15 protein-coding genes and 1 tRNA gene are annotated in these 18461 nt (G+C 73.0%); 6 read left to right on the top strand and 10 right to left on the bottom strand.

Annotated features, from left to right (window positions below):
- Window positions 1-80 precede the first annotated feature (80 nt).
- The 4 genes from ACQP1S_RS03850 to ACQP1S_RS03865 all read left to right on the top strand — a co-directional run bounded on the left by ACQP1S_RS03850 (window position 81) and on the right by ACQP1S_RS03865 (window position 3904).
- On the top strand, window positions 81-689 hold the full coding sequence (locus tag ACQP1S_RS03850; RefSeq protein ID WP_091254274.1) for a GNAT family N-acetyltransferase: 609 nt from the start codon (window positions 81-83) through the stop codon (window positions 687-689).
- Window positions 690-867: 178 nt separating this feature from the next.
- Window positions 868-1680, top strand: a complete 813-nt coding sequence (gene sepX / locus ACQP1S_RS03855; RefSeq protein ID WP_432903061.1) for a divisome protein SepX/GlpR — start codon at window positions 868-870, stop codon at window positions 1678-1680.
- Between the two features lie 316 nt (window positions 1681-1996).
- Window positions 1997-2073, top strand: a tRNA-Ala gene (locus ACQP1S_RS03860).
- A gap of 625 nt (window positions 2074-2698) precedes the next feature.
- Window positions 2699-3904 carry an ice-binding family protein gene (locus ACQP1S_RS03865; RefSeq protein WP_432903064.1) on the top strand — a complete coding sequence of 402 codons (1206 nt, stop codon included), beginning with the start codon at window positions 2699-2701 and terminating at the stop codon, window positions 3902-3904.
- 178 nt (window positions 3905-4082) lie between these two features.
- Here the strand turns inward: ACQP1S_RS03865 and ACQP1S_RS03870 are convergent, their stop codons facing one another.
- From ACQP1S_RS03870 to ACQP1S_RS03900, 7 genes are all read right to left on the bottom strand, one after another.
- The gene (locus ACQP1S_RS03870; RefSeq protein ID WP_432903066.1) at window positions 4083-4523 is read right to left on the bottom strand and encodes a GH12 family glycosyl hydrolase domain-containing protein; all 441 of its coding nucleotides are present in this window, start codon (window positions 4521-4523) and stop codon (window positions 4083-4085) included.
- 42 nt (window positions 4524-4565) lie between these two features.
- Window positions 4566-5474 (bottom strand): S1 family peptidase, encoded by a 909-nt coding sequence (locus tag ACQP1S_RS03875; protein ID WP_432903068.1) that lies wholly within the window; start codon window positions 5472-5474, stop codon window positions 4566-4568.
- Window positions 5475-5648: 174 nt separating this feature from the next.
- On the bottom strand, window positions 5649-6701 hold the full coding sequence (locus ACQP1S_RS03880; protein ID WP_091254855.1) for a DUF4352 domain-containing protein: 1053 nt from the start codon (window positions 6699-6701) through the stop codon (window positions 5649-5651).
- Window positions 6702-6764: 63 nt separating this feature from the next.
- Window positions 6765-7421 (bottom strand): 4'-phosphopantetheinyl transferase family protein, encoded by a 657-nt coding sequence (locus ACQP1S_RS03885; RefSeq protein ID WP_091254852.1) that lies wholly within the window; start codon window positions 7419-7421, stop codon window positions 6765-6767.
- Between the two features lie 182 nt (window positions 7422-7603).
- Window positions 7604-8383, bottom strand: coding sequence for a peptidase (locus ACQP1S_RS03890; protein ID WP_432907758.1), 780 nt, complete (start codon window positions 8381-8383; stop codon window positions 7604-7606).
- Between the two features lie 2 nt (window positions 8384-8385).
- A complete protein-coding gene (locus ACQP1S_RS03895; protein ID WP_432903071.1) occupies window positions 8386-9666 on the bottom strand; it encodes a VWA domain-containing protein in 1281 nt (426 codons plus the stop codon).
- Window positions 9667-10487: 821 nt separating this feature from the next.
- Window positions 10488-12296 carry a dolichyl-phosphate-mannose--protein mannosyltransferase gene (locus tag ACQP1S_RS03900; RefSeq protein ID WP_432903074.1) on the bottom strand — a complete coding sequence of 603 codons (1809 nt, stop codon included), beginning with the start codon at window positions 12294-12296 and terminating at the stop codon, window positions 10488-10490.
- A gap of 92 nt (window positions 12297-12388) precedes the next feature.
- Here ACQP1S_RS03900 and rsmI point away from each other — a divergent pair, with 92 nt between their 5' ends.
- Window positions 12389-13228 carry a 16S rRNA (cytidine(1402)-2'-O)-methyltransferase gene (rsmI, locus tag ACQP1S_RS03905; protein ID WP_432903076.1) on the top strand — a complete coding sequence of 280 codons (840 nt, stop codon included), beginning with the start codon at window positions 12389-12391 and terminating at the stop codon, window positions 13226-13228.
- Window positions 13229-13294: 66 nt separating this feature from the next.
- Here rsmI and ACQP1S_RS03910 read toward each other — a convergent pair whose 3' ends face one another.
- The gene (locus ACQP1S_RS03910; RefSeq protein WP_432903078.1) at window positions 13295-14038 is read right to left on the bottom strand and encodes a hypothetical protein; all 744 of its coding nucleotides are present in this window, start codon (window positions 14036-14038) and stop codon (window positions 13295-13297) included.
- 272 nt (window positions 14039-14310) lie between these two features.
- Here ACQP1S_RS03910 and metG point away from each other — a divergent pair, with 272 nt between their 5' ends.
- Window positions 14311-16113 (top strand): methionine--tRNA ligase, encoded by a 1803-nt coding sequence (gene metG / locus ACQP1S_RS03915; protein WP_432903080.1) that lies wholly within the window; start codon window positions 14311-14313, stop codon window positions 16111-16113.
- Between the two features lie 72 nt (window positions 16114-16185).
- Here the strand turns inward: metG and ACQP1S_RS03920 are convergent, their stop codons facing one another.
- Both ACQP1S_RS03920 and ACQP1S_RS03925 read right to left on the bottom strand, forming a co-directional pair.
- Window positions 16186-17037: an alpha/beta fold hydrolase gene (locus tag ACQP1S_RS03920; RefSeq protein WP_091254821.1), complete on the bottom strand. Its 852-nt coding sequence runs from the start codon at window positions 17035-17037 to the stop codon at window positions 16186-16188.
- A 64-nt stretch (window positions 17038-17101) separates the two neighbouring features.
- Window positions 17102-18346 (bottom strand): hypothetical protein, encoded by a 1245-nt coding sequence (locus tag ACQP1S_RS03925; protein WP_432903083.1) that lies wholly within the window; start codon window positions 18344-18346, stop codon window positions 17102-17104.
- Between the last annotated feature and the right edge of the window lie 115 nt (window positions 18347-18461).

Below are 18461 nucleotides of genomic sequence, written 5' to 3' on the forward strand. Positions count from 1 at the left end.
CGCGGGTCGGCCGTCGCCCCGGGCGCGGACGGGAGGTCGGCGCGGTGAGCTGGTTCGGGCGGGTGCCGGGGTGGCCGGTGATGCTGATGGACGGTCCGGTGGTGCTGCGACCGTACCGGCGCAACGACGCCACCGCCTGGTCTGCGGTGCGCCGGGCGAACCGGGCCTGGCTGGCGCCCTGGGAGTCGCACCTGCCCGGCAGTTGGGACGAGACGAACTCGCCGGCCGCCTTCCGGTACGTGCACGCCGACCAGCGGCGTTCGGCGCGTACCGGTGAGGGGATGCCGTTCGCGGTCTGCCTGCGCGAGGACGGGCAGGAGCGGCTAGTCGGGCACCTGAACGTGGGCAGCATCGTCCGGCGGGCGTTCTGTTCCGGGTACGTCGGCTACTGGGTGGACTCCCGGGTGGCCGGTCGCGGGGTGATCCCGACCGCGATGGCGCTCGCGGTCGACCACGCGTTCGGCCCGGGTGGACTGCACCGGGTGGAGGTGAACATCCGGCCGGAGAACAAGCCGTCCCGGCGGGTGGTGGAGAAGCTGGGATTCCGTGAGGAGGCGTACCACGTGCGCTACATGCACATCGACGGGGCCTGGCGGGACCACATCGGATACGCGCTGACCAGTGAGGAGGTGGCCGCCGAGGGTGGCCTGCTGGCCCGTTGGCACCGGATGCGTCACGAGGCCGGGTGAGTCGTCCCACGGATGGGATCCGGCGCGGCGTGTCGGCATCCCGGTCGGTGGCCCGTAACCTCAGGTAACTGCAAGCTGCGGCAAGCGCTGCCCGGCCGCAGGATCTGCGCCCAGGACGGGTTTACGGGAAAGATCTTGCTGTTGATCGGCGGTTGTCCCGAATTCGGTGACGGGAGGGGTGAGGGTGCCGACCTCGGTGCTCCTCGCCGTCCTCGCCGCTGCCGGTCTGCTCGCCCTCGCGCCGGCGCTGGTTCGTCGGTACGACGCCACCGAGCGGCTGGTGGCGGAGCGGGCGCAGTCGACGGCGCGGGTGCTCCAGCGCCGTCGGCGGCGGCGTACTGTCCCCGGCCGGCGACCGGTCAACCAGCCCCGGGCGCTGGTGGTCACCCTCGCCGAGGATGCCGCCACCGGAAATCTCGCCGCCCCGGTCTCCGCACCGCCGGCCGCCGGCCGCCGCGCCGCCCCGTCGGCGTCCGCCCGCCGTTCCGGCCGGCTGCGCGCCGTGCCGCCCGCCCTCCGGCAGGCCCGCCGCCGGCCGCCCCGGCACCACACCCCGGCCGTCTACCGGCGGCGTCGGGTGCTCGCCGCGCTGCTGCTGCTCAACTTCGTCGAGCTGGTCGGCGTGATCGTGGTCAGCCCCGGCTTCTGGATCAGCTTCTCGGTCACCGCCGGTCTGCTCGTCGTTTACGTCGTACACCTGCGGCGACGGGCGCTGGCCGAGCGCCGTAAGCGGCGGCTGCGGGCCCGGGAGGCGGCCTGGCTGGCCGCCCGGCAGGCCGAGGTGCGCCGCGAACAGGCCCGTCGGGCGGCGGCCCGTCGGGAGGCACAGCGCCGTCTGGCCGCCCAACGCGAGGCGGTACGCCGCACGGCGATGGGCCTCGACCGGCCGACCGACCTGCCTGCGGCGGCCAGCGGGGGCGGCTCGGTGTCCTACCGCCGCTCCGGTGGCCTGCGCGGACGCCCCTACCAGTCCGGCCGCGACCCCCGCTGATCCCCGCCCCCGCTGATCCCCGCCCCCGCCCCCGCCCCCGCCCGCCGGCCCTGGGCCGCCCTGCTTGCCTGCCCTACCCGCTCGCCCTACCTGCTCGCCCTGCTCGGGCTGGTCGTGTTTCTTGATCGACTCACTTGGGCCGAAGTGGCACTATCGGGGCGCGCGGATGCCGCAACTCCGGCTCACCGGTGCGGCGGACCATCCGGTTCGCGTGACGGGAGGGGTGATTCGCCCGGGGGGTGGGTCGGCTGTTAGTCTTGCTGCCGGCCCGCCCGGTGAAAGCCGGGTGGGACCGAAGCCGGTTTCGTCCGGCGGAGGGGCTGTGGCGCAGTCTGGTAGCGCACCTCGTTCGCATCGAGGGGGTCTGGGGTTCGAATCCCCACAGCTCCACCAGGAGTATTCCAGCAGGGGCGGTTCTCGGTCAGTCGGGAATCGCCCCTGACCGTTTGTGGTGGGCGTCGATGAGACCCGAGCCTGGCACGCTGCCCCGGCCGGCCCCGGCTGTGCCTACTCCTTGGTTGCCCGGGTGCCCGTCGGTGGCGCGTCGGTTTCCCGGCTCTTCGTTCACCTGCTCGACCGTGCCACCGGGCCGGGTCGTGCCGGCACGGAGGATGGCCGGGGTGGCCGACCTGCGGGCATGGCGGCGGTGCTTGTCGGGCGACATCCCGCTCGGACCGCCCGGACCGTCCCGGGTGGACTGAGCACGGTCCGGTGGGTCGCGGAGGTGAGAGCCAATTTTCTTTCGCCGGAGATATCCCGTTGTTCACACGTTTGGGCAGTACGGCGGCCCGCAGTGTGATGTGGTGATTTGCGCACTTAGCCCAAATCGGGCTATTTCGGGCAGGACGCGAGACGCCTCCTGCGAGTAGTAGCCACGGAGGATGTTTCTGTGAAGAAAATACCTATTCATCGACTTCGGTGGGCGGTCCTGCCGCCTCTCGGGGCCTGCGCAGCCGTTGCGCTGGTCGCCGGATTGGTGCTCGTCAACTCCACGCCGGCAAGCGCTGCGGATGCTCCGGTGAACCTGGGAACGGCCGGTAACTTCTCCGTCCTGGCCGGGGCCGAACCGACCAATACCGGCCCGAGCTTCCTCGCTCAGAGCCTTGGGAGGTTCCCGGGGAACACCGCGTCGGGTTTCGGAACCGCGACCATCGGCGGCGAGATCCACCTCGGTGACGCCGTCGCGTTGCAGGCCCAGAGCGACCTGACCATCGCCTACAACGATGCCGCTGGTCGGACGCCGTTCACCAACCTTCCTGCGGAACTCGGCGGCAACACGCTCAACGCGGGCGTCTACCGGATCGGGGCCGCACAGCTGACCGGGACGCTGACGCTCAACGGCCAGGGCGACCCGGCGGCCGTGTTCATCTTCCAGGTCGACTCGTCGCTGACGACGGCGTCCAACAGCAGTGTCGTCCTGGTCAACGGAGCGTCGGCCTGCAACGTGTTCTGGCAGATCGGCAGCTCGGCGACGATCGGCACAGGCACCACCTTCGTGGGCACGATCATGGCGCAGGCGGCGATCACGATGGCCACGGGGGCGACCCTCCAGGGCCGTGCGCTGGCGCGAACCGCCGCCGTCACCCTCGACACCAACGTCATCAGCGCGCCGGTGTGCGCTGGTCCTTCCGGTCCGCCCGGACCCAGCGGTCCGCCCGGACCGTCTGGCTCACCCGGCAGCCCGGGGGCACCGGGCAGTCCCGGCGCTCCGGGCAGTCCCGGCGCTCCGGGTAGCCCTGGTAGTCCGGGTGCTCCGGGCAGTCCGGGTAGCCCCGGTGTTCCGGGTGCTCCGGGTAGTCCGGGTGCTCCGGGTGCGCCTGGTAGTCCGGGTGCTCCGGGTAGCCCTGGTAGTCCGGGTGCGCCTGGTAGTCCGGGTGCTCCGGGCAGTCCGGGTAGCCCCGGTGCTCCGGGCAGTCCGGGTAGCCCCGGTGCTCCGGGTAGTCCGGGTAGTCCGGGTGCGCCGGGTGCGCCGGGTAGCCCCGGTGCTCCGGGTAGTCCGGGTGCGCCGGGTGCGCCGGGTAGCCCCGGTGCTCCGGGTAGTCCGGGTAGTCCGGGTGCGCCGGGTGCGCCGGGTAGCCCCGGTGCGCCTGGTAGTCCGGGGGGGAAGATCCTGCCGGTCACCGGTAGTGGCGTGGTTCCTGCCCTGACAGGCGTGGGGAGTGTCCTGATCGCCCTGGGCGGGCTCGTGTTCTTCCTCGCCCGGCGTCGAAGCCAGGAATCCTGAGTGGTGGCCCGGCCGGTGACCTGCCGGCCGGGCCCGACCTCGCCGGCCTTGGCAGCCGGTGGACCGTCCGGCTTCGACCATGAGAATCTGCGCAGGGGCGGGGTCCCCGGTTTCCGGGGACCCCGCCCCTGCGCATTCGCCGGCACGACGTACCGGGCCTGCGCGACGTCGCGTCCGGTCAGTTGATGTTGACCGAGTAGGAGCTGGTGACGACCTGCCCGTTGCCGGTGAAGATCTCCGGCCCGGCCTGGACGCTGGTCAGGTACTTGGAGTTGCTCATCCAGCCGCGCCGGACCACGTCGTTGGTGAAGCTGCGGATGTTGAGGTTGGCATTGGTGCTGTTGGTCGTCCGCACGTAGGAGTAGACGCTCCAGGTGCCCACGGTGCCGCGCCACACCTCCCCACTGGTGCCCGCGATGGTGACGGTGCCCTGCCGGCTGCCGGCCGGGGACGCCTTGGAGCGGTACGGCCAGATCATCAGCTCGTCGGTGGGCTGGTCAGTCGAGCCGGGGTTGACCATCGGTTGGAACCACATGTCGTACGCGACGATCTGGTTGACCGTGCCGTTCTGGGTGACGGTGAACTGCCAGCTGGTGTTGACGCTACGGTTGACCGACACCTGCACCGGCGCACCGGGGGCGGCATCGGGCCGAGGTGCCGCTCAGGGGAAGAGGGTGACGCCGTAGGCGGCGAGGGCCTCGGCGATCGGCTGGTAGTAGGTGGTGCCCCCGCTGGTGCAGTTGCCGCTGCCGCCGGAGAGGATGCCGAGGATCAGCCCGCTCCCGGCGACGTAGAGCGGCCCGCCGCTGTCACCGGGCTCGGCGCAGATGTTGGTCCGGATCAGCCCGGACACGCTGCCCTCGGCGTAGTTGACCGTCTGGTTGAGCCCGGTCACCGTGCCGCACCGGACGCCGGTGGTGGAGCCGCTGCGGCAGACCGCCTGACCGATGTACGGGGTGCCGACGCCGCTGACGGGGAGCAGACCCGGATGGGTGTAGATGGCGCTCGGGTGGCTGATCGTCCCGGTGTAGCGCACCAGACCGTAGTCGTTGGTGGGGAAGCTGCTGCCGGTGCGGCTGCCCAGTACGGTCTTCTGACCGCTGTCGGCGTACCAGAGCGAGGTGACGGAGGTGCAGTGCCCGGCGGTGAGGAAGTAGTAGGTGCTGCCGCTGCGCACGTTCGTGCCGAGCGAGCAGCGGGCGCCCCCGCCGTATACGGCCTGCCCGCCGGCGATGAGGATGCGCAGCCGGCCGGGTTCCCGGCGCAGGTCCGCGCCGGCCCGCGCGGCGGTGTCCCGCAGCGCGCGTACCTGCTCCGGTGGGACGGTGTCGTCGACGGTGAGCGTCAGCCGGCCGGTGACCGGGTCGGGGCCCCAGGCGGTGCCGACGGTCCGCACGTCCCGCAGTGCCGTCACGGCGGCGGGACCGGCGGCTCCGGCGTGCGCGGCGGCCGGGCCGGTGGCCGTGGCCCGGGTGGTGGCCGGGCCGGTGGCGCTGGCGTGTGCGGCGGCCGGGGTCGCCGGCAGCAGGACGACGGCCAGGGTCAGGGCGACGAGCGAGAGACGGCGCATCCCCCACCTCCAAATCGATTGGCGTAGCTCGATGCATTCAGCATCCGCCGGTGCCGGATCCGATTCAAGGCACGGCAGCGATTCCGGCCCACCAACGGAAGAGGGCCGTGATGAGCAGAACGGGACCGGGCCGGCCCCCGTCAGGGGAGCCGGCCCGGCACGAAGTTCGGGAGGTCAGGGCTTCCAGGAACCGGCCGCCTCGAACCTGTGCTGGTATTCGACCGCGCCCGACTTGTCGGCCACGTCGAACACCACCGCGCCGGAGCGCTTGCTGCCGGCCCGGATGTTGCTGCCCGAGTCGAGCATGTCGCCACCGCAGCCGGAGAGCGCGCCGGCCAGCCCGTTGACCGTGGTGCCGTCGTCGGCCACCCACTGGAAGTAGAACGGGTTGATCGACGAGGTGCCCTTGGTCACCGTGGCGGTGACGTCGGCGATCAGGTACATGCCCTTGTTGGGCGGCGGGGCGAACGAGCGGCAGCCCTTGGACGAGGTGCTGAAGCTCCGGACGGTGATCTCGATGGTGCCGTCGTCGTCGTTGATCACCAGCGTCTCGCCGGCCTTGAGGTTGAACGTCTCGTCGGTGGACGACGGTGCCGCCGACGGCTTCTCACCCGGCAGCGTCGGCGCGGCGGTGGCGCCCGGGGTGGGCAGCGAGCGTTCCCAGTCATCGGCCGCCTCGTTGGCCTTGGTGCCCCCGACGACCGCGGCGGCCACGATGCCACCGCAGCAGAGCAGCACCAGCACGGCGACCACGATGCCGATGACGATCCAGACCTTCTTGCCCGACGAGCCGCCCGGCGGCGGTCCCAGCGGATAGCCGGGCGCACCCGGGGCACCGGGCGGCGGCGGGTAACCACCGCCGGGCGGCGGCGGGTAACCCGCGCCGGACATGGGTGGGTAGCCGGCACCGGAGACCGGCGGGTAGCCCGCGCCTGACACCGGTTGGTAGCCCGCGCCGGACACCGGCGGCGGCGCCACCCCCGGCTCGTACGCCGGGTACGGCTGGCCCGACGTCGGCTGTGGTGGGTACGCCGGCTGCGGCGCGTACGGCGACTGCGGCGCGTACGGGTCGGCGGGGTAGGTCGGCTGCGGCGGTTCGGGGACCGGGGGCGGCGGGGCGGTCGGATCGACCGGGTACTGCGGACCGGGCGGCGGGAACGGCTGCGACGCCCCGGGGGGCGGCTGGCTGGGGTCCTGCGGCCCGTAAGGGGGTTGGGGCTGGCTCACCGTACTCCTCGCACGCGGTCGACGGTCGTCATTCTGGGAAGCTGATAGGTGGCGGCAAGGGGATCAGCGTAGTGGCAGCACAGCCGCCGTGCGGACCAGGTCGTCCTCGATCACGAACCGGCCGGTGACCACCGAGGGCGGGTCGGCCACGGTGGCCGCCGCGACCCGCGCCGGGTCGATCCGGGCGGTAAACACGCCCGTGTCCGGGTCCAGCTCGACGGTGGCGTCCAGGAAGTCCAGCCAGGAGCCCACCACCGGGTGCCAGACCTTGTAGACGGTCTCCTTGGCGCTGAACACCACTACCGGCCAGCTCACCCCGGCCGGCAGCCGGTCCAGCCGGTCGGCCTCCTCGGGGCGCAGGATCATTCGGCGTACCCCCGGTTCGAGTTCCCGGTGCCGCTCGGCGTCCATGCCGACCGCACGCAGGTCGGTGCGGCGGGCGACCGCGGCGGCGCAGTAGCCCCGGGTGTGGGTGATGGTGCCGATCAGCCCGGTCGGCCAGACCGGCGCGCGGTTCGGCGCGGCCGGGACCGGCGTGGCCGGCAGGCCGAGGGCGGTCATCGCGCGTCGGGCGCAGACCCGTCCGGCGGTGAAGTCCCGCCGCCGGCTCTCCACGGCCCGTTCGCCCAGCCCAGCCCGCTCCGCCGGGAGCAACTCACCCACCCAGTCGGCTCCCTCGGCCACCGCCACCGAGACCGCCGCCGGCAGCAGGTCACGCATCAACCCACCCCTTTCCGGTACGACCACCGCCGGGTCCGCCCGGTGGGCGCACCATCGGCCATGGCTGGTGAACGTACCGCAACCGGGCGACACCGGAGGGTCCCGTCGCGGTCGCCGGGCCCCGGCCTGGGCCCGGCGACCGACCGGTCAGGGGCGGCGGCCTGGGCCCGGCGACCGACCGGTCAGGGGCGGCGGGGGCGGCGGGTCAGCGCGAATCCGACCACCCCGGCCACGGCGGCGAGCGCGCCGCCGACCGCGCTCCACGCCCAGCGGGAGCCGAGCGTGGGCAGCCAGTCGCCGTCGAACCAGCCGTCGTCGGACTCGGCGGGAGCCGCCGCCGGCTCGCCGGTCAGCACCGCGCCGGCCTTGGTGTTCGGCACCAGCGGCGCCTTCAACTCGCCGTCGTCGCGCGAGCCCTCGCCTTCGGCGGAGAGCAGCAGCTCCACGTCGACCGGCTGGCCCAGGTCGGGTTCGGGCAGGTCGGTCACCGACAGCCGGACGTAGTAGGTGCCGGGCAGCGGGTCGGCCGACCAGGGCTCCGCCCAGGAACGCACCTGGCGCAGCGTGCAGCCGAGCGCCACGCTGCCCGCCGAGGCGGCCACCGTCGGGGTCTGCGCCCCGGCCGTGCACGCCTGCCGGCGGCGCAGCCCGTCGAACACCTCCACCGTCCAGGTGGACGCGCCGGTGCGGGCCTTGGGCAGGGACACCGTCGCGCTGATCTCGTGCCGTTGCCCCGCCGAGGCCGGGAACGACCAGTACAGGAAGTCGCCGGTGGAGGCGTCGACCCGGACCGGTTGGCCGGCCGCGATGGCGGTGGCGGTCAGGAAGGACGTCCCGGCCCGGGTGACCGGGGTGGCGCCGGGGGAGGGGGTGGGCGCGGCCGTGGCCGGGGTCGGGGCGACGAGCAGGGTCAGACCGGCGGCGGCCAGCGCCGCACCGGTCCGGATGATCGGGGTACGCATGGTCAGTTCGTCCTCCACGTCGCCACCCACCAGCGGGTGAGCAGTCCGACGACCAGGCCGGTGAGCAGGCCGGCCAGGGTGAGCAGGAGCAGCAGCACCCAGCCGCGCCCCAGGTCCGGCGCGGCCGGGGCGGGCGACGAGGCGACCACGTCGATGGTCAGCTCGACCGGCATGCCCGGCTCGGCCCGGGTCCCCGGACGCGGCGCGAAGGCGTTGCTGACCACCAGGCAGACCGTGGTGGCCGGCACCGGCGCGTCGGTGGCCGACGGGCTCGGCGACACCCCGTCCGCCGTCCCCGACCAGCGCAGGCCCGCCGACACCACGTCGGTACGACCACTGCCGGCGTCGACGCCCCGGACCAGCTCCCGGCCGTCGGCGGCGGTCGCCCGCAGCAGCACCGCGTGGTCGGGGTTCACCGGCCGGTCCAACGCCACGCTGACCGACGCGCGCAGCTCCTGTCCCGGCCGGACGGGCACCCGGTACCAGCGGTGCTCGGAGAACGCCTCCCGGTCGGCGTAGACGCCGGGGGCGAGCAACGGCGCGTCGGCGCACCCGGCCCGGCCGGTCACCACCGTCGGTGCGGCGGTGTAGGTCTCCTTCGCCCGCTCGACGAGCTGCTTGATCCGGCCGGTCAGCTCGTCGGCGCTCTGCGCCGCCGTGTAGGTGCCGCCGGTCGCGGTGGCGATGCAGAGCAGCTGCTTGCGGACCTTCTCGTCCGGGGCCAGGCCGAGCGTGTCGACCACCAGCTTGGTGCCCTGGGCGGCCAGCTCCCGGGCCACCTCGCACGGGTCGGGCGGGGCGCAGGTGTCCTCGCCGTCGGTGATCAGCACGATCCGGCGGGCGGTCGTGCCGGTGCCGAGGTCGCGGGCGGCGGAGCGCAGGGCCAGCCCGACCGGGGTGAAGCCGGTCGGACGCAGCGTCGCCACCGCGGCCTTGGCGGCGGTACGGTCCACCGGGCCGACCGGCACGATCTGCTGGGTGTCCAGGCAGCCCTGCTTCTTGTCCTTGCCCCGGTAGGTCGCGCCGAGCACCCGGATGCCGAGCTGGGTCTCCGCGGGCAGCGCGTCGACGACCTCGTTGAACGCCTGCTGAGCGACCGAGATCCGGCTGCGTCCGTCGATGTCGTTGGCCCGCATCGAGCCGCTCACGTCGAGCACCAGCTCGACCTTGGGCGGCTCCGCGGGCTCCTCGTTGTCGGCGAGGGCCGGTGCGGGGCCGGTCAGCGTGGTCGCCGCCAACACTCCGATCAGGACGGCCGTCGATCGTCGTCTCGTGTTGATCACCGGGCGAGTGTAGTGAGATCCACTATGGAGCTTCACCGGGGTTCGCCAGCTTCGCCGGGAGTCTCGGCGACGGGATTCCGCACCCGGGCGGTGGAGGTGAGCATGCGGGACGAGTGGTCGAGTCCGTTAGATGCTAGATGTAAACCATTTGCCGCGCGATGCATCGGTCGGAAATCTGACCCAAGTCGACCCGTTGTGCCGGTGGCATAACGTGGTTAAGCTCTCCTTGCGCGCCCCAATCGCCCGCTTCCCCCGTGGCAGGCGATCGGGGCGCGCCCTTTCGTTACGGCACACTCGTGAGACACCTTCCGTGCTGCCGGTCCCACCCGGACGACGGGCGCTGCGGGAAACCCGCCCCAGCCGGTCCGATCCACCCCACTGTCGCTTGGCCGGCTGTCCGCGCTGCGTCCCTGCCAACCGCTGCGCCGTCCCGCAGGTTGGCCCGGGTCCGCTGCCCTCGACCCCCGTGGTGGCGCTGTTCCGGCCCGTGTCCTGATCCCCTGTGCGGCCCGCGTCCTGTCCCCTGCCCCGGCCATCCACTGTGGGGAACCCGACTGGCGATCGTGGAACCTCCCCACACCGTGGCCCACGGCGATGAGGTGGTCGTCGTGGTGGTCAGGGCGTGCGGTGCGGCCGGATTCGCCGCCGGCACCCCGGTAGGCGCCCCGGCCCCGGACGCGGGCCCGGTGCGGGCCCGGTGCGACACGGGGCTCTCGGCGGCCCGATCGGCACAGGCGGGCCAGCCCGGACCGGCCGGGACAAGACGGGCCGGGTCGGGTCGGGCGGGTCAGGGCAACTCGGGGCGGTGGAACAGGGGCGGATCAGATCCAGCGGCCGTCCAGCCACATCCGGGCGGACCAGTCGTCGTACGGCAGGAGGGTGCCCACGAAGATGGGGTAGAAGTAGGCGAAGCAGAGCGCCACCAGCAGCACGTAAGCACCGACGATGACCCCGCCGATCAGTCGTCGGTCGGCGAGCTGCTCAGCCGTCGCGGCATCGGCCTCCGCGACGAGGACCGTGGCTTTCGGGCTGCCGTCCGCTGCCGTGCCGTCCGGTGCGGTGCCGTCCCGTGCGGTGTCCTCCGGTGCCGTCCCGTCCCGGGTCTGACCGTCCGGGGGGCGGCCGGTCGGGGTGGTGCGATCCGGGGCGCCGTGCGGAGTGGCGATCGCGCCGAGCACGTAGACCACCGCCAGCACCAGGAACGGCAGCGCCGGGGCGGCGTAGAAGGAGAACATCGTCCGGCCGTCGAGGGCGTACCAGAACCAGGGCAGCAGGCCGGCCGCGACGGCCACCAGGAACGCCCCGGCCCGCCAGTCGCGCCGCGCCACGCCGAGCCAGAGCGTGGCGGCCAGGGCCGGCAGGAACGACCACCAGAGCAGTGGCGTGCCCAGCAGCAGGATCTCCGAGGCGCAGGTCGGGGCGCCGCACGCGCCGTCACCGGACCAGTGGAACGCCACCGGTCGGCCCAGCAGCAACCACTGCCACGGCCACGACTGGTATTTGTGCGCGGTCTCCAGGCCGGTATGGAACTCGAACGCGGCCTTGTGGTATTGGAAGAGGTTGTTCAGCGCGCCGATGATCGGCGTGTCGCTCAGCCCGGGCAGGTTCGGGTACCGGGACGCCAGCCGGTAGTAGCCCTGGTCGGAGAGCAACCAACCCGACCAGCTCAGCACGTACGTCCCGACCGCCAGCAACCCGGCGAGCACCAGCCAGGGCAACTCGTCGAGGAGGGCGTCGCGCCACGGCCGACGGGCCCCGACCGAGCGGCGGAGGTTGACCTCCCAGAACAGGACGAGCAACCCGAAGGCCGGCACGAAGTAGATGCCGCTCCACTTCACCGCGCACGCGCCACCGAGCAGCACCCCGGCGAGCAGCCGCCACCAGGGCCAGTTCCGCCAACCACCGGCGGGGCGGCCGGCCCGGCCGGGGAGGGTCGGGTCGAGGCCCTCGTCCAGCGCGCGCGCCCAGCGCCGTCGCCGGGCATCCCGGTCCAGCACCAGTGCGCCGAAGGCGGCCAGGATGAACAGCGGCAGGAAGATGTCGAGCAGCGCGGTGCGGGAGAGCACCAGGTGGAAGCCGTCCAGCGCGAGCAGCAGGCCGGCGGCGCAGCCGAGCGTGGTGGAGCGGAACATCCGGCGGGCGATACGGGTCAGCATCAGCACCGTGAGGATGCCGGCCACCGCCGAACTGATCCGCCACCCGAACTCCGGGGCGGCGGTCATCAGGTGGCCCGGCACGGAGATGTTGGTCTCCGCGTCCTGGTAGCCGAAGGCCCACTCACCGAGCCCGATCAGCCACTTGCCCAGCGGCGGGTGCACCACGTACGACGGGCCGTTGTCCTTGTAGTTCCACTCGACGCCCTTGTCGATCAGGCCGTAGCCGTCCCGGGCGTAGTAGATCTCGTCGAAGATCTTGCCCTTGGGGCTGCTCAGCCCGACCAGGCGGAGGACGGCGGCGATCGTCACCACCACGGCGGTGGCGATCCACGAGTTCACGTCCAGCCGGGCCTCGACGGTGGCGAGTCGGCGGCGGACGATCGCCGGCACGCCGCCTCCTCCGCCCTCGGGAGGCGGTGCCTCCTGGTCGGACCGGTCCGCGCTCGCACCCTGTGCTGTCGACGCACTCGTCACCCGCCGATCGTAAGCTGCGAAGGTGCCCGGTGGCGCCCGTCGTTCCCGGGATTGTTACGACCCTCGATGAAGGAGCGCGTTTCGTGGGTGAAATGTCCGAGATTGGCCGCCTGGTTCTGCTCGGTGCGCCGCTGGGCAACCCGGGCGACGCGTCCACTCGGCTCCGCGAGTTCCTCGCCACCGCCGACGTGGTCGCCGCCGAGGACACCCGCCGGCTCACCCGGCTCGCCCGCGACCTCGACGTCACCGTCGGCGGCCGGATCGTCTCCTACTTCGAGGGCAACGAGGAACGTCGTACCCCCGAACTGGTCGACGTGCTCCGCGAGGGCTACCTGGTCGCGCTGGTCACCGACGGCGGCATGCCGAGCGTCTCCGACCCCGGCTACCGGCTGGTCACCGCCGCGCTCGACGCCGGGGTGCCGGTCACCGCCGCGCCCGGCCCGAGCGCCGTCACCACCGCCCTGGCCCTGTCCGGGCTGCCCAGCGACCGGTTCTGCTTCGAGGGCTTCCTGCCCCGCTCGCCCAGCGGCCGGCGGGCCCGGCTCAGGACCCTCGCCGCCGAACCGCGCACCCTGGTCCTCTTCGAGGCCCCGCACCGGATCGTCGCCGCGCTGACCGACCTGGCCGCCGCGTTCGGCGTCGACCGGCCCGCCGCGCTCTGCCGGGAGTTGACCAAGACCTACGAGGAGGTCGTCCGTCGGCCGCTCGGCGAACTGGCCGACTGGGCGGCCCAGGGTGAACCGCGCGGCGAGATCACGCTGGTCGTCGGGGGAGCGCCGGAGGTACCCGCCGAGCGCCCCGACGACGACGCGCTGCGCGCCCAGGTGGCCGACCGGGAGGCCGCCGGCATGTCCCGCCGGGACGCGATCAGCGACGTGGCCACCGGGTACGGGCTGCGCCGCCGGGACGTCTACACCGTCGTGCACCGCTGAGCCGTGGTACGGGCCGGTCCGCGCGGGCCGTGCCGGTGGACCGCGATGCGCTCGGTCGGCCCGGCCTCACCAGGCGGCGACCAGGAAGCCGAGGGTGATCAGCACGGGTCCGGCGTACCCGCCGCCGGTCGCCCAGCGGCGCTGTCGGGGGTCGGTCAGCAGGGTCGCCCCGGTCCACCGGACGATCCCCGCCCCGCAACCGGCCACCGCCAGCAGGCCGAGCAGCCAGCGCAGGTGCTCACCGAGCCCGGTGTCCGCGTAGGCGGTGTCCGCGCCCGGCCCGGTCACCCGCGCCGGCAGCGCGGTGCCGGCGTCGGTACGGGCGGCCGGCACCCCGCTGACCCGTACCCCGTGGGTCAGGAACCGGTCGTCCTCGGCGGCGAAGATGCCCCGGCAGCGCTGGGTGAGGCCACCGCCCGAACAGTGGGTGATCACCACCGTGCCCGCCGTGGAGTGCCCGACGGCCAGCCAGAGCGGTCCCGCGCTCACCCAGGCGAAGAATGCCGCCACCAGACTCAGTGCCAGCAGCACGGCGAGCCCGCGCACCGGGTCCGGCGGATGGGTGAGCCTGGGCCGGGGTCGACGCGGTGACCGCAGCCGCGGCTTCGGTTCCTTGCGCAGTGGGGTGCCGTCCCAGTGCACCTGTTCGATCGGCGCCCAGAAGAACGAGTCGTCGTCCGTACCGCCGTCGGTGGAGCGGCCGGATCGGTGGGTGCGCGGCTGGCGGACCGGGACCCGGCGCGGCACCGCGTCGACCGGCGCTCCGGTGGTCGGCTCGACCTCGACGGTCGCGTCGTCCGGGCCGGGCACGGGCCGTGGCTGCGGCGCGACGGTCGACCCGCGCGGTGGCGGGCCGTCCCCGGGGCCCGGACGTGGCGGTCGCCGGGTGCCGGCCGTCGACTCGTCGTGCCCCGATCGTCTGCCCGTCACGTCAGCCATTGGACACCGGGTGTCGCTCGGTGTCCGTGAGCTGACTCCGCGTGTCGGTGGGTAATTCCGGTGGACGGCAATTCCCGTCGGTGCGGCGCGGTGCACCCTATTGGTTCGCGGGCCCCCGACCCGGGTCACTAGGCTTGCTGGTCATGAGTCACGTTCTCGCCGCGGTCGCCTGGCCCTACGCCAACGGTCCGCGCCACATCGGCCACGTGTCCGGCTTCGGCGTTCCCTCCGACGTCTTCGCCCGGTACATGCGGATGGCCGGCCACGACGTGCTCATGGTCTCCGGCACCGACGAGCACGGCACCCCGATCCAGGTGCAGGCCGACGCCGAGGGGGTCACCCCCCGCGAGCTGGCCGACCGCTACAACCGGGTGATCGCCGAGGACCTCCAGGCGCTCGGGCTGTCGTACGACCTGTTCACCCGGACCACGACCCGCAACCACTACGCGGTGGTGCAGGAGCTGTTCGCCGGGCTGCACCGCAACGGCTACATCGTCCCGAAGGTCACCACCGGGGCGATCTCCCCGTCCACCGGGCGGACCCTGCCCGACCGTTACATCGAGGGCACCTGCCCGATCTGCGGCTACGACAGCGCCCGCGGCGACCAGTGCGACAACTGCGGCAACCAGCTCGACCCGATCGACCTGATCAACCCGAAGTCCAAGATCAACGGCGAGACGCCGGAGTTCGTGGAGACCGAGCACTTCTTCCTCGACCTGCCCGCCCTCGCCGACGCGCTGCGCCAGTGGCTCGACACCCGCGACGGCTGGCGGCCCAACGTGCTGCGCTTCTCCCGCAACCTGCTCGACGACCTGCAGCCCCGGGCCATCACCCGGGACCTGGAATGGGGGGTGCCGATCCCGCTGGAAGGCTGGCAGGACCGGGGCGACAAGCGGATCTACGTCTGGTTCGACGCGGTCATCGGCTACCTGTCCGCGTCCATCGAGTGGGCCCGGCGTACCGGCGACCCGGACGCGTGGCGCAGGTGGTGGTCGGCCGACGGGGAGGGCAAGGACTCCCCGAGCTACTACTTCATGGGCAAGGACAACATCGTCTTCCACTCGGTGATCTGGCCGGCCCTGCTCGGCGGCTACTCCGGTGCCGGGGCGCACGACGGCCAGCCCGGCGAGCTGGGCCGGCTCAACCTCCCCACCGAGGTCGTCTCCAGCGAGTACCTGACCATGGAGGGGCGCAAGTTCTCCTCGTCCCGCAAGGTGGTCATCTACGTCCGCGACTTCCTGGCCCGCTACGACGCCGACGCGCTGCGCTACTTCATCGCCGTCGCCGGGCCGGAGAGCAACGACACCGACTTCACCTGGTCCGAGTTCCTCCGCCGTAACAACGACGAACTGGTCGCCGGCTGGGGCAACCTGGTCAACCGTTCGGTGTCGATGGCGGCCAAGAACTTCGGCGTGGTCCCGCCGGTCGACCCGGCCGGGCTCACCGAGGCCGACGAGGCGCTGCTCGCGGTGGCCCGCGCCGGCTTCGCCACGGTCGGCGACCTGATCGGCCGGCACCGGCAGAAGCAGGCCATCGGCGAGGCGATGAAGGTCGTCGCCGAGGCCAACCGCTACCTGTCCGAGCAGGCCCCCTGGAAGCTCAAGGCCGAGGCCGACAAGCCCCGGATGGGCACCATCCTGCACGTCGCCCTCCAGGTGATCAGCGACGCCAACACGCTGCTCACCCCGTTCCTGCCGCACTCCGCGCAGCAGATCCACGAACTGCTCGGCGGCACCGGCGTGCACGCCCCGATGCCGGTCATCGAGGAGGTCGACGACCTCGACGGCGGGCCCGGCTACCCGGTGCTCACCGGGGACTACACGGTCGGTGCGCGCTGGGAGTCCGTGGCCCTGCCGGCCGGCCGGCCGCTCACCGCGCCGAAGCCGGTCTTCCGCAAGCTCGACCCGTCGATCGTCGACGAGGAGTTGGCCCGGCTGGAGAGCTGACCGGCCCGTCGCCGCGCGGTCGGACGACGAACCGGCCCCGGGGGAACCCCCCGGGGCCGCGTCGGCGCGGCGTCAGGCGCGGGCCATCGACGGTGCGCCGATGAACTCCATGAGCGCCTTGTTCACCTCGGTCGGGTGCGTCCACGGAATGCCGTGCGGCGCACCCTTCAGGGTGACCAGCTTGCCGTTGGGCAGCATCGGCGCCAACCGCTGACCCGTCTTCGGGTACGGCAGCACGTTGTCCTTGTCGCCCTGGATGATCAGCACCGGGACGTCGATGTTCGGCACGTCGCCCCGGAAGTCGGTCTGCCAGGCGTCCACCGAGTCGTGGGTGCCCTTGGCCGACGCCTGCGCGCCGATCTGCCAGTGCGCCCGGAACGCCTCCTCGCTGACCCACCTGCCCTTGTTCTCGCTGTAGTTGAAGAACGCGTCGCAGAACTGCGTCAGGTAGGCGAACCGGTCCGCGATGATCGCCTGCTGGAACCCGTCGAAGAGGCTCTTCTCGACACCCTCCGGGTTGTCCTTCGTCTGCAACAGGTACGGCGCCAGCGGCGCCATCAGCACCGCCCGGTCCACCCGGCCCGACCCGTACGCGCCGAGGTAGCGGGTCACCTCGCCGGTGCCCATCGAGTGGCCCACCAGGATCGCGTTGCGCAGGTCCAGCTCGGTCATCAGCACGTCGAGGTCGGCGGCGAAGGTGTCGTAGTCGTAACCCATGGTCGGCTGGGCCGAGCTGCCGTAGCCCCGCCGGTCATAGGTGATCACCCGGTACCCGGCCGCGAGCAGCGGACCCGACATCTTCTCCCAGGTCGCGCCGTTGAACGGGAAGCCGTGGATCAGCACGATCGGCTGACCCTGGCCGTGATCCTCGTAGTACAGGTCGATGGGGGCGGAGTTCTCCGTACCCACGGTGATGAAGGGCATGTCTTCTCCTGATCCGTCGGTGTCGGACCCCCCGCGCTTTCCCCGACCGCCCCCCGGTATGCCCTCAGAGCGCGTACGGCAGGTCCACCACCTGGTCGTCGGTCACCTCGGCGGCCGGTGCCCACGTCTCGTACACGCCCCGTTCGTGGCACTGCGCCCCGGTGTCGCGTACCGCGTCCGGATCGGGCCGCCGCAGCCGCAGCCGCAGCCAGCCCCCCTCCTCCCGGAGCACCAGGCACGGCACCCCCCGCCATCGGACATACCGCAGTCGCCGGGCCACCTGGTCCACCGGATAACGGGCCGCCCGGGTCATCGCCAACACCCGGAACCCGCCCGGCAGATCCGCCACCGCCTCGTACTCGCCGCCCGCGTACCGGCCGACGAGCTGGGTGGAGCGGGGCACCTCACCGGTCGGCACGTACTCCTGGTCGGGGGACAACCCCGGCACCGCGGCCAGCAGGTGCCGCCACTGCGGCCCCACCATCCGCAACCAGCCCCGCTGCTCCGCCTGGTAGCTGTAGAGCACCACCTCGGCGCCCTCGGCGGTGTACGCCAACAGGGCGGCGTTGGCGGGCATCGGCAGGTCGGCGAAGTCCCGGGTGACGAACTCGGGGATCAGCTGCGCCGAACTCGGCACGAACCCGGTGCCCAGCACCGGCGGGCCGAGCCGCTCCCGGGGCGGCAAGCCCAGCAGACCCCGGTGCGCCTCGCCGACCGGCACGTCGTAGTCGTCCGGATCGGCGGCCCGCCACCGCAGCGCGTACCCGATGTCGGTGCCGTCGCCGCTGGTGCCGTCGCCGCGCAGCACCGCCAGCGCGGCCGGCGTCCGCAGGTGCGCCACGTCGTGCTCGCGGTAGCAGAAGCCGTGCGGCAGCCAACCCCGCACGTACCCGGCGAGCTGCCGGGCGGAGAGCACCTTGACCATCCGGGTGCCCCGCCGCAGCACCGCCGAGCCGCGCACCGCCGCCACCGTCGGGTCACCGGCCGCCGTCGGCTGCTGACTGAGCTGGTGCACGTACGACCAGCCCCGGTCGCGGTGCACCGGCATCAGCAGCGCCGCCTCCGGCTCCTCGACCGGCGTTCCGCCGCCCCGCACCTCGGTCACCTCGGTGACGTGCACGAACCGCCGCCACGGCCAGGTCGAGCCCGGCCGGGGGGCCCGCTCGAACCCGGGTGCCGCCTCGGCGCTGAACAGCTCGTAGGCCGCGCCCCGGGCCAGCTCCTCCGCCGGGTGGACCACCCCGCCGTACGTGACGCGTAACCCGGTCCGCGCGGAGGCGGGGCCGCTGGCCCGGTCGGTGACGCTCATCCCGGCGAGGCTAAGCCGGTCAGATGCCGGCCCGGTGAACGTCCGGTGGCGTCCCGGGAACGCTCCCGACCCGGGCCCCGCCGCCCCGACCCCGCCGCCCGCCCGTCGTCCCGCC

Origin of the sequence: Micromonospora matsumotoense (assembly GCF_050951065.1) — a bacterium.
In the GTDB taxonomy this organism is placed as follows: domain Bacteria; phylum Actinomycetota; class Actinomycetes; order Mycobacteriales; family Micromonosporaceae; genus Micromonospora; species Micromonospora matsumotoensis.

Bases quoted from the DNA above. Each gene is read 5' to 3' on its own strand.
- ACQP1S_RS03885 (WP_091254852.1), bottom strand. From the start codon at position 7,421: ATGCGTGACCTGCTGCCGGCGGCGGTCTCGGTGGCGGTGGCCGAGGGA.
- ACQP1S_RS03850 (WP_091254274.1), top strand. From the start codon at position 81: ATGCTGATGGACGGTCCGGTGGTGCTGCGACCGTACCGGCGCAACGAC.
- ACQP1S_RS03920 (WP_091254821.1), bottom strand. From the start codon at position 17,037: ATGCCCTTCATCACCGTGGGTACGGAGAACTCCGCCCCCATCGACCTG.
- ACQP1S_RS03890 (WP_432907758.1), bottom strand. From the start codon at position 8,383: ATGCGTACCCCGATCATCCGGACCGGTGCGGCGCTGGCCGCCGCCGGT.
- metG (WP_432903080.1), top strand. From the start codon at position 14,311: ATGAGTCACGTTCTCGCCGCGGTCGCCTGGCCCTACGCCAACGGTCCG.
- ACQP1S_RS03875 (WP_432903068.1), bottom strand. From the start codon at position 5,474: ATGCGCCGTCTCTCGCTCGTCGCCCTGACCCTGGCCGTCGTCCTGCTG.
- ACQP1S_RS03925 (WP_432903083.1), bottom strand. From the start codon at position 18,346: ATGAGCGTCACCGACCGGGCCAGCGGCCCCGCCTCCGCGCGGACCGGG.
- rsmI (WP_432903076.1), top strand. From the start codon at position 12,389: ATGTCCGAGATTGGCCGCCTGGTTCTGCTCGGTGCGCCGCTGGGCAAC.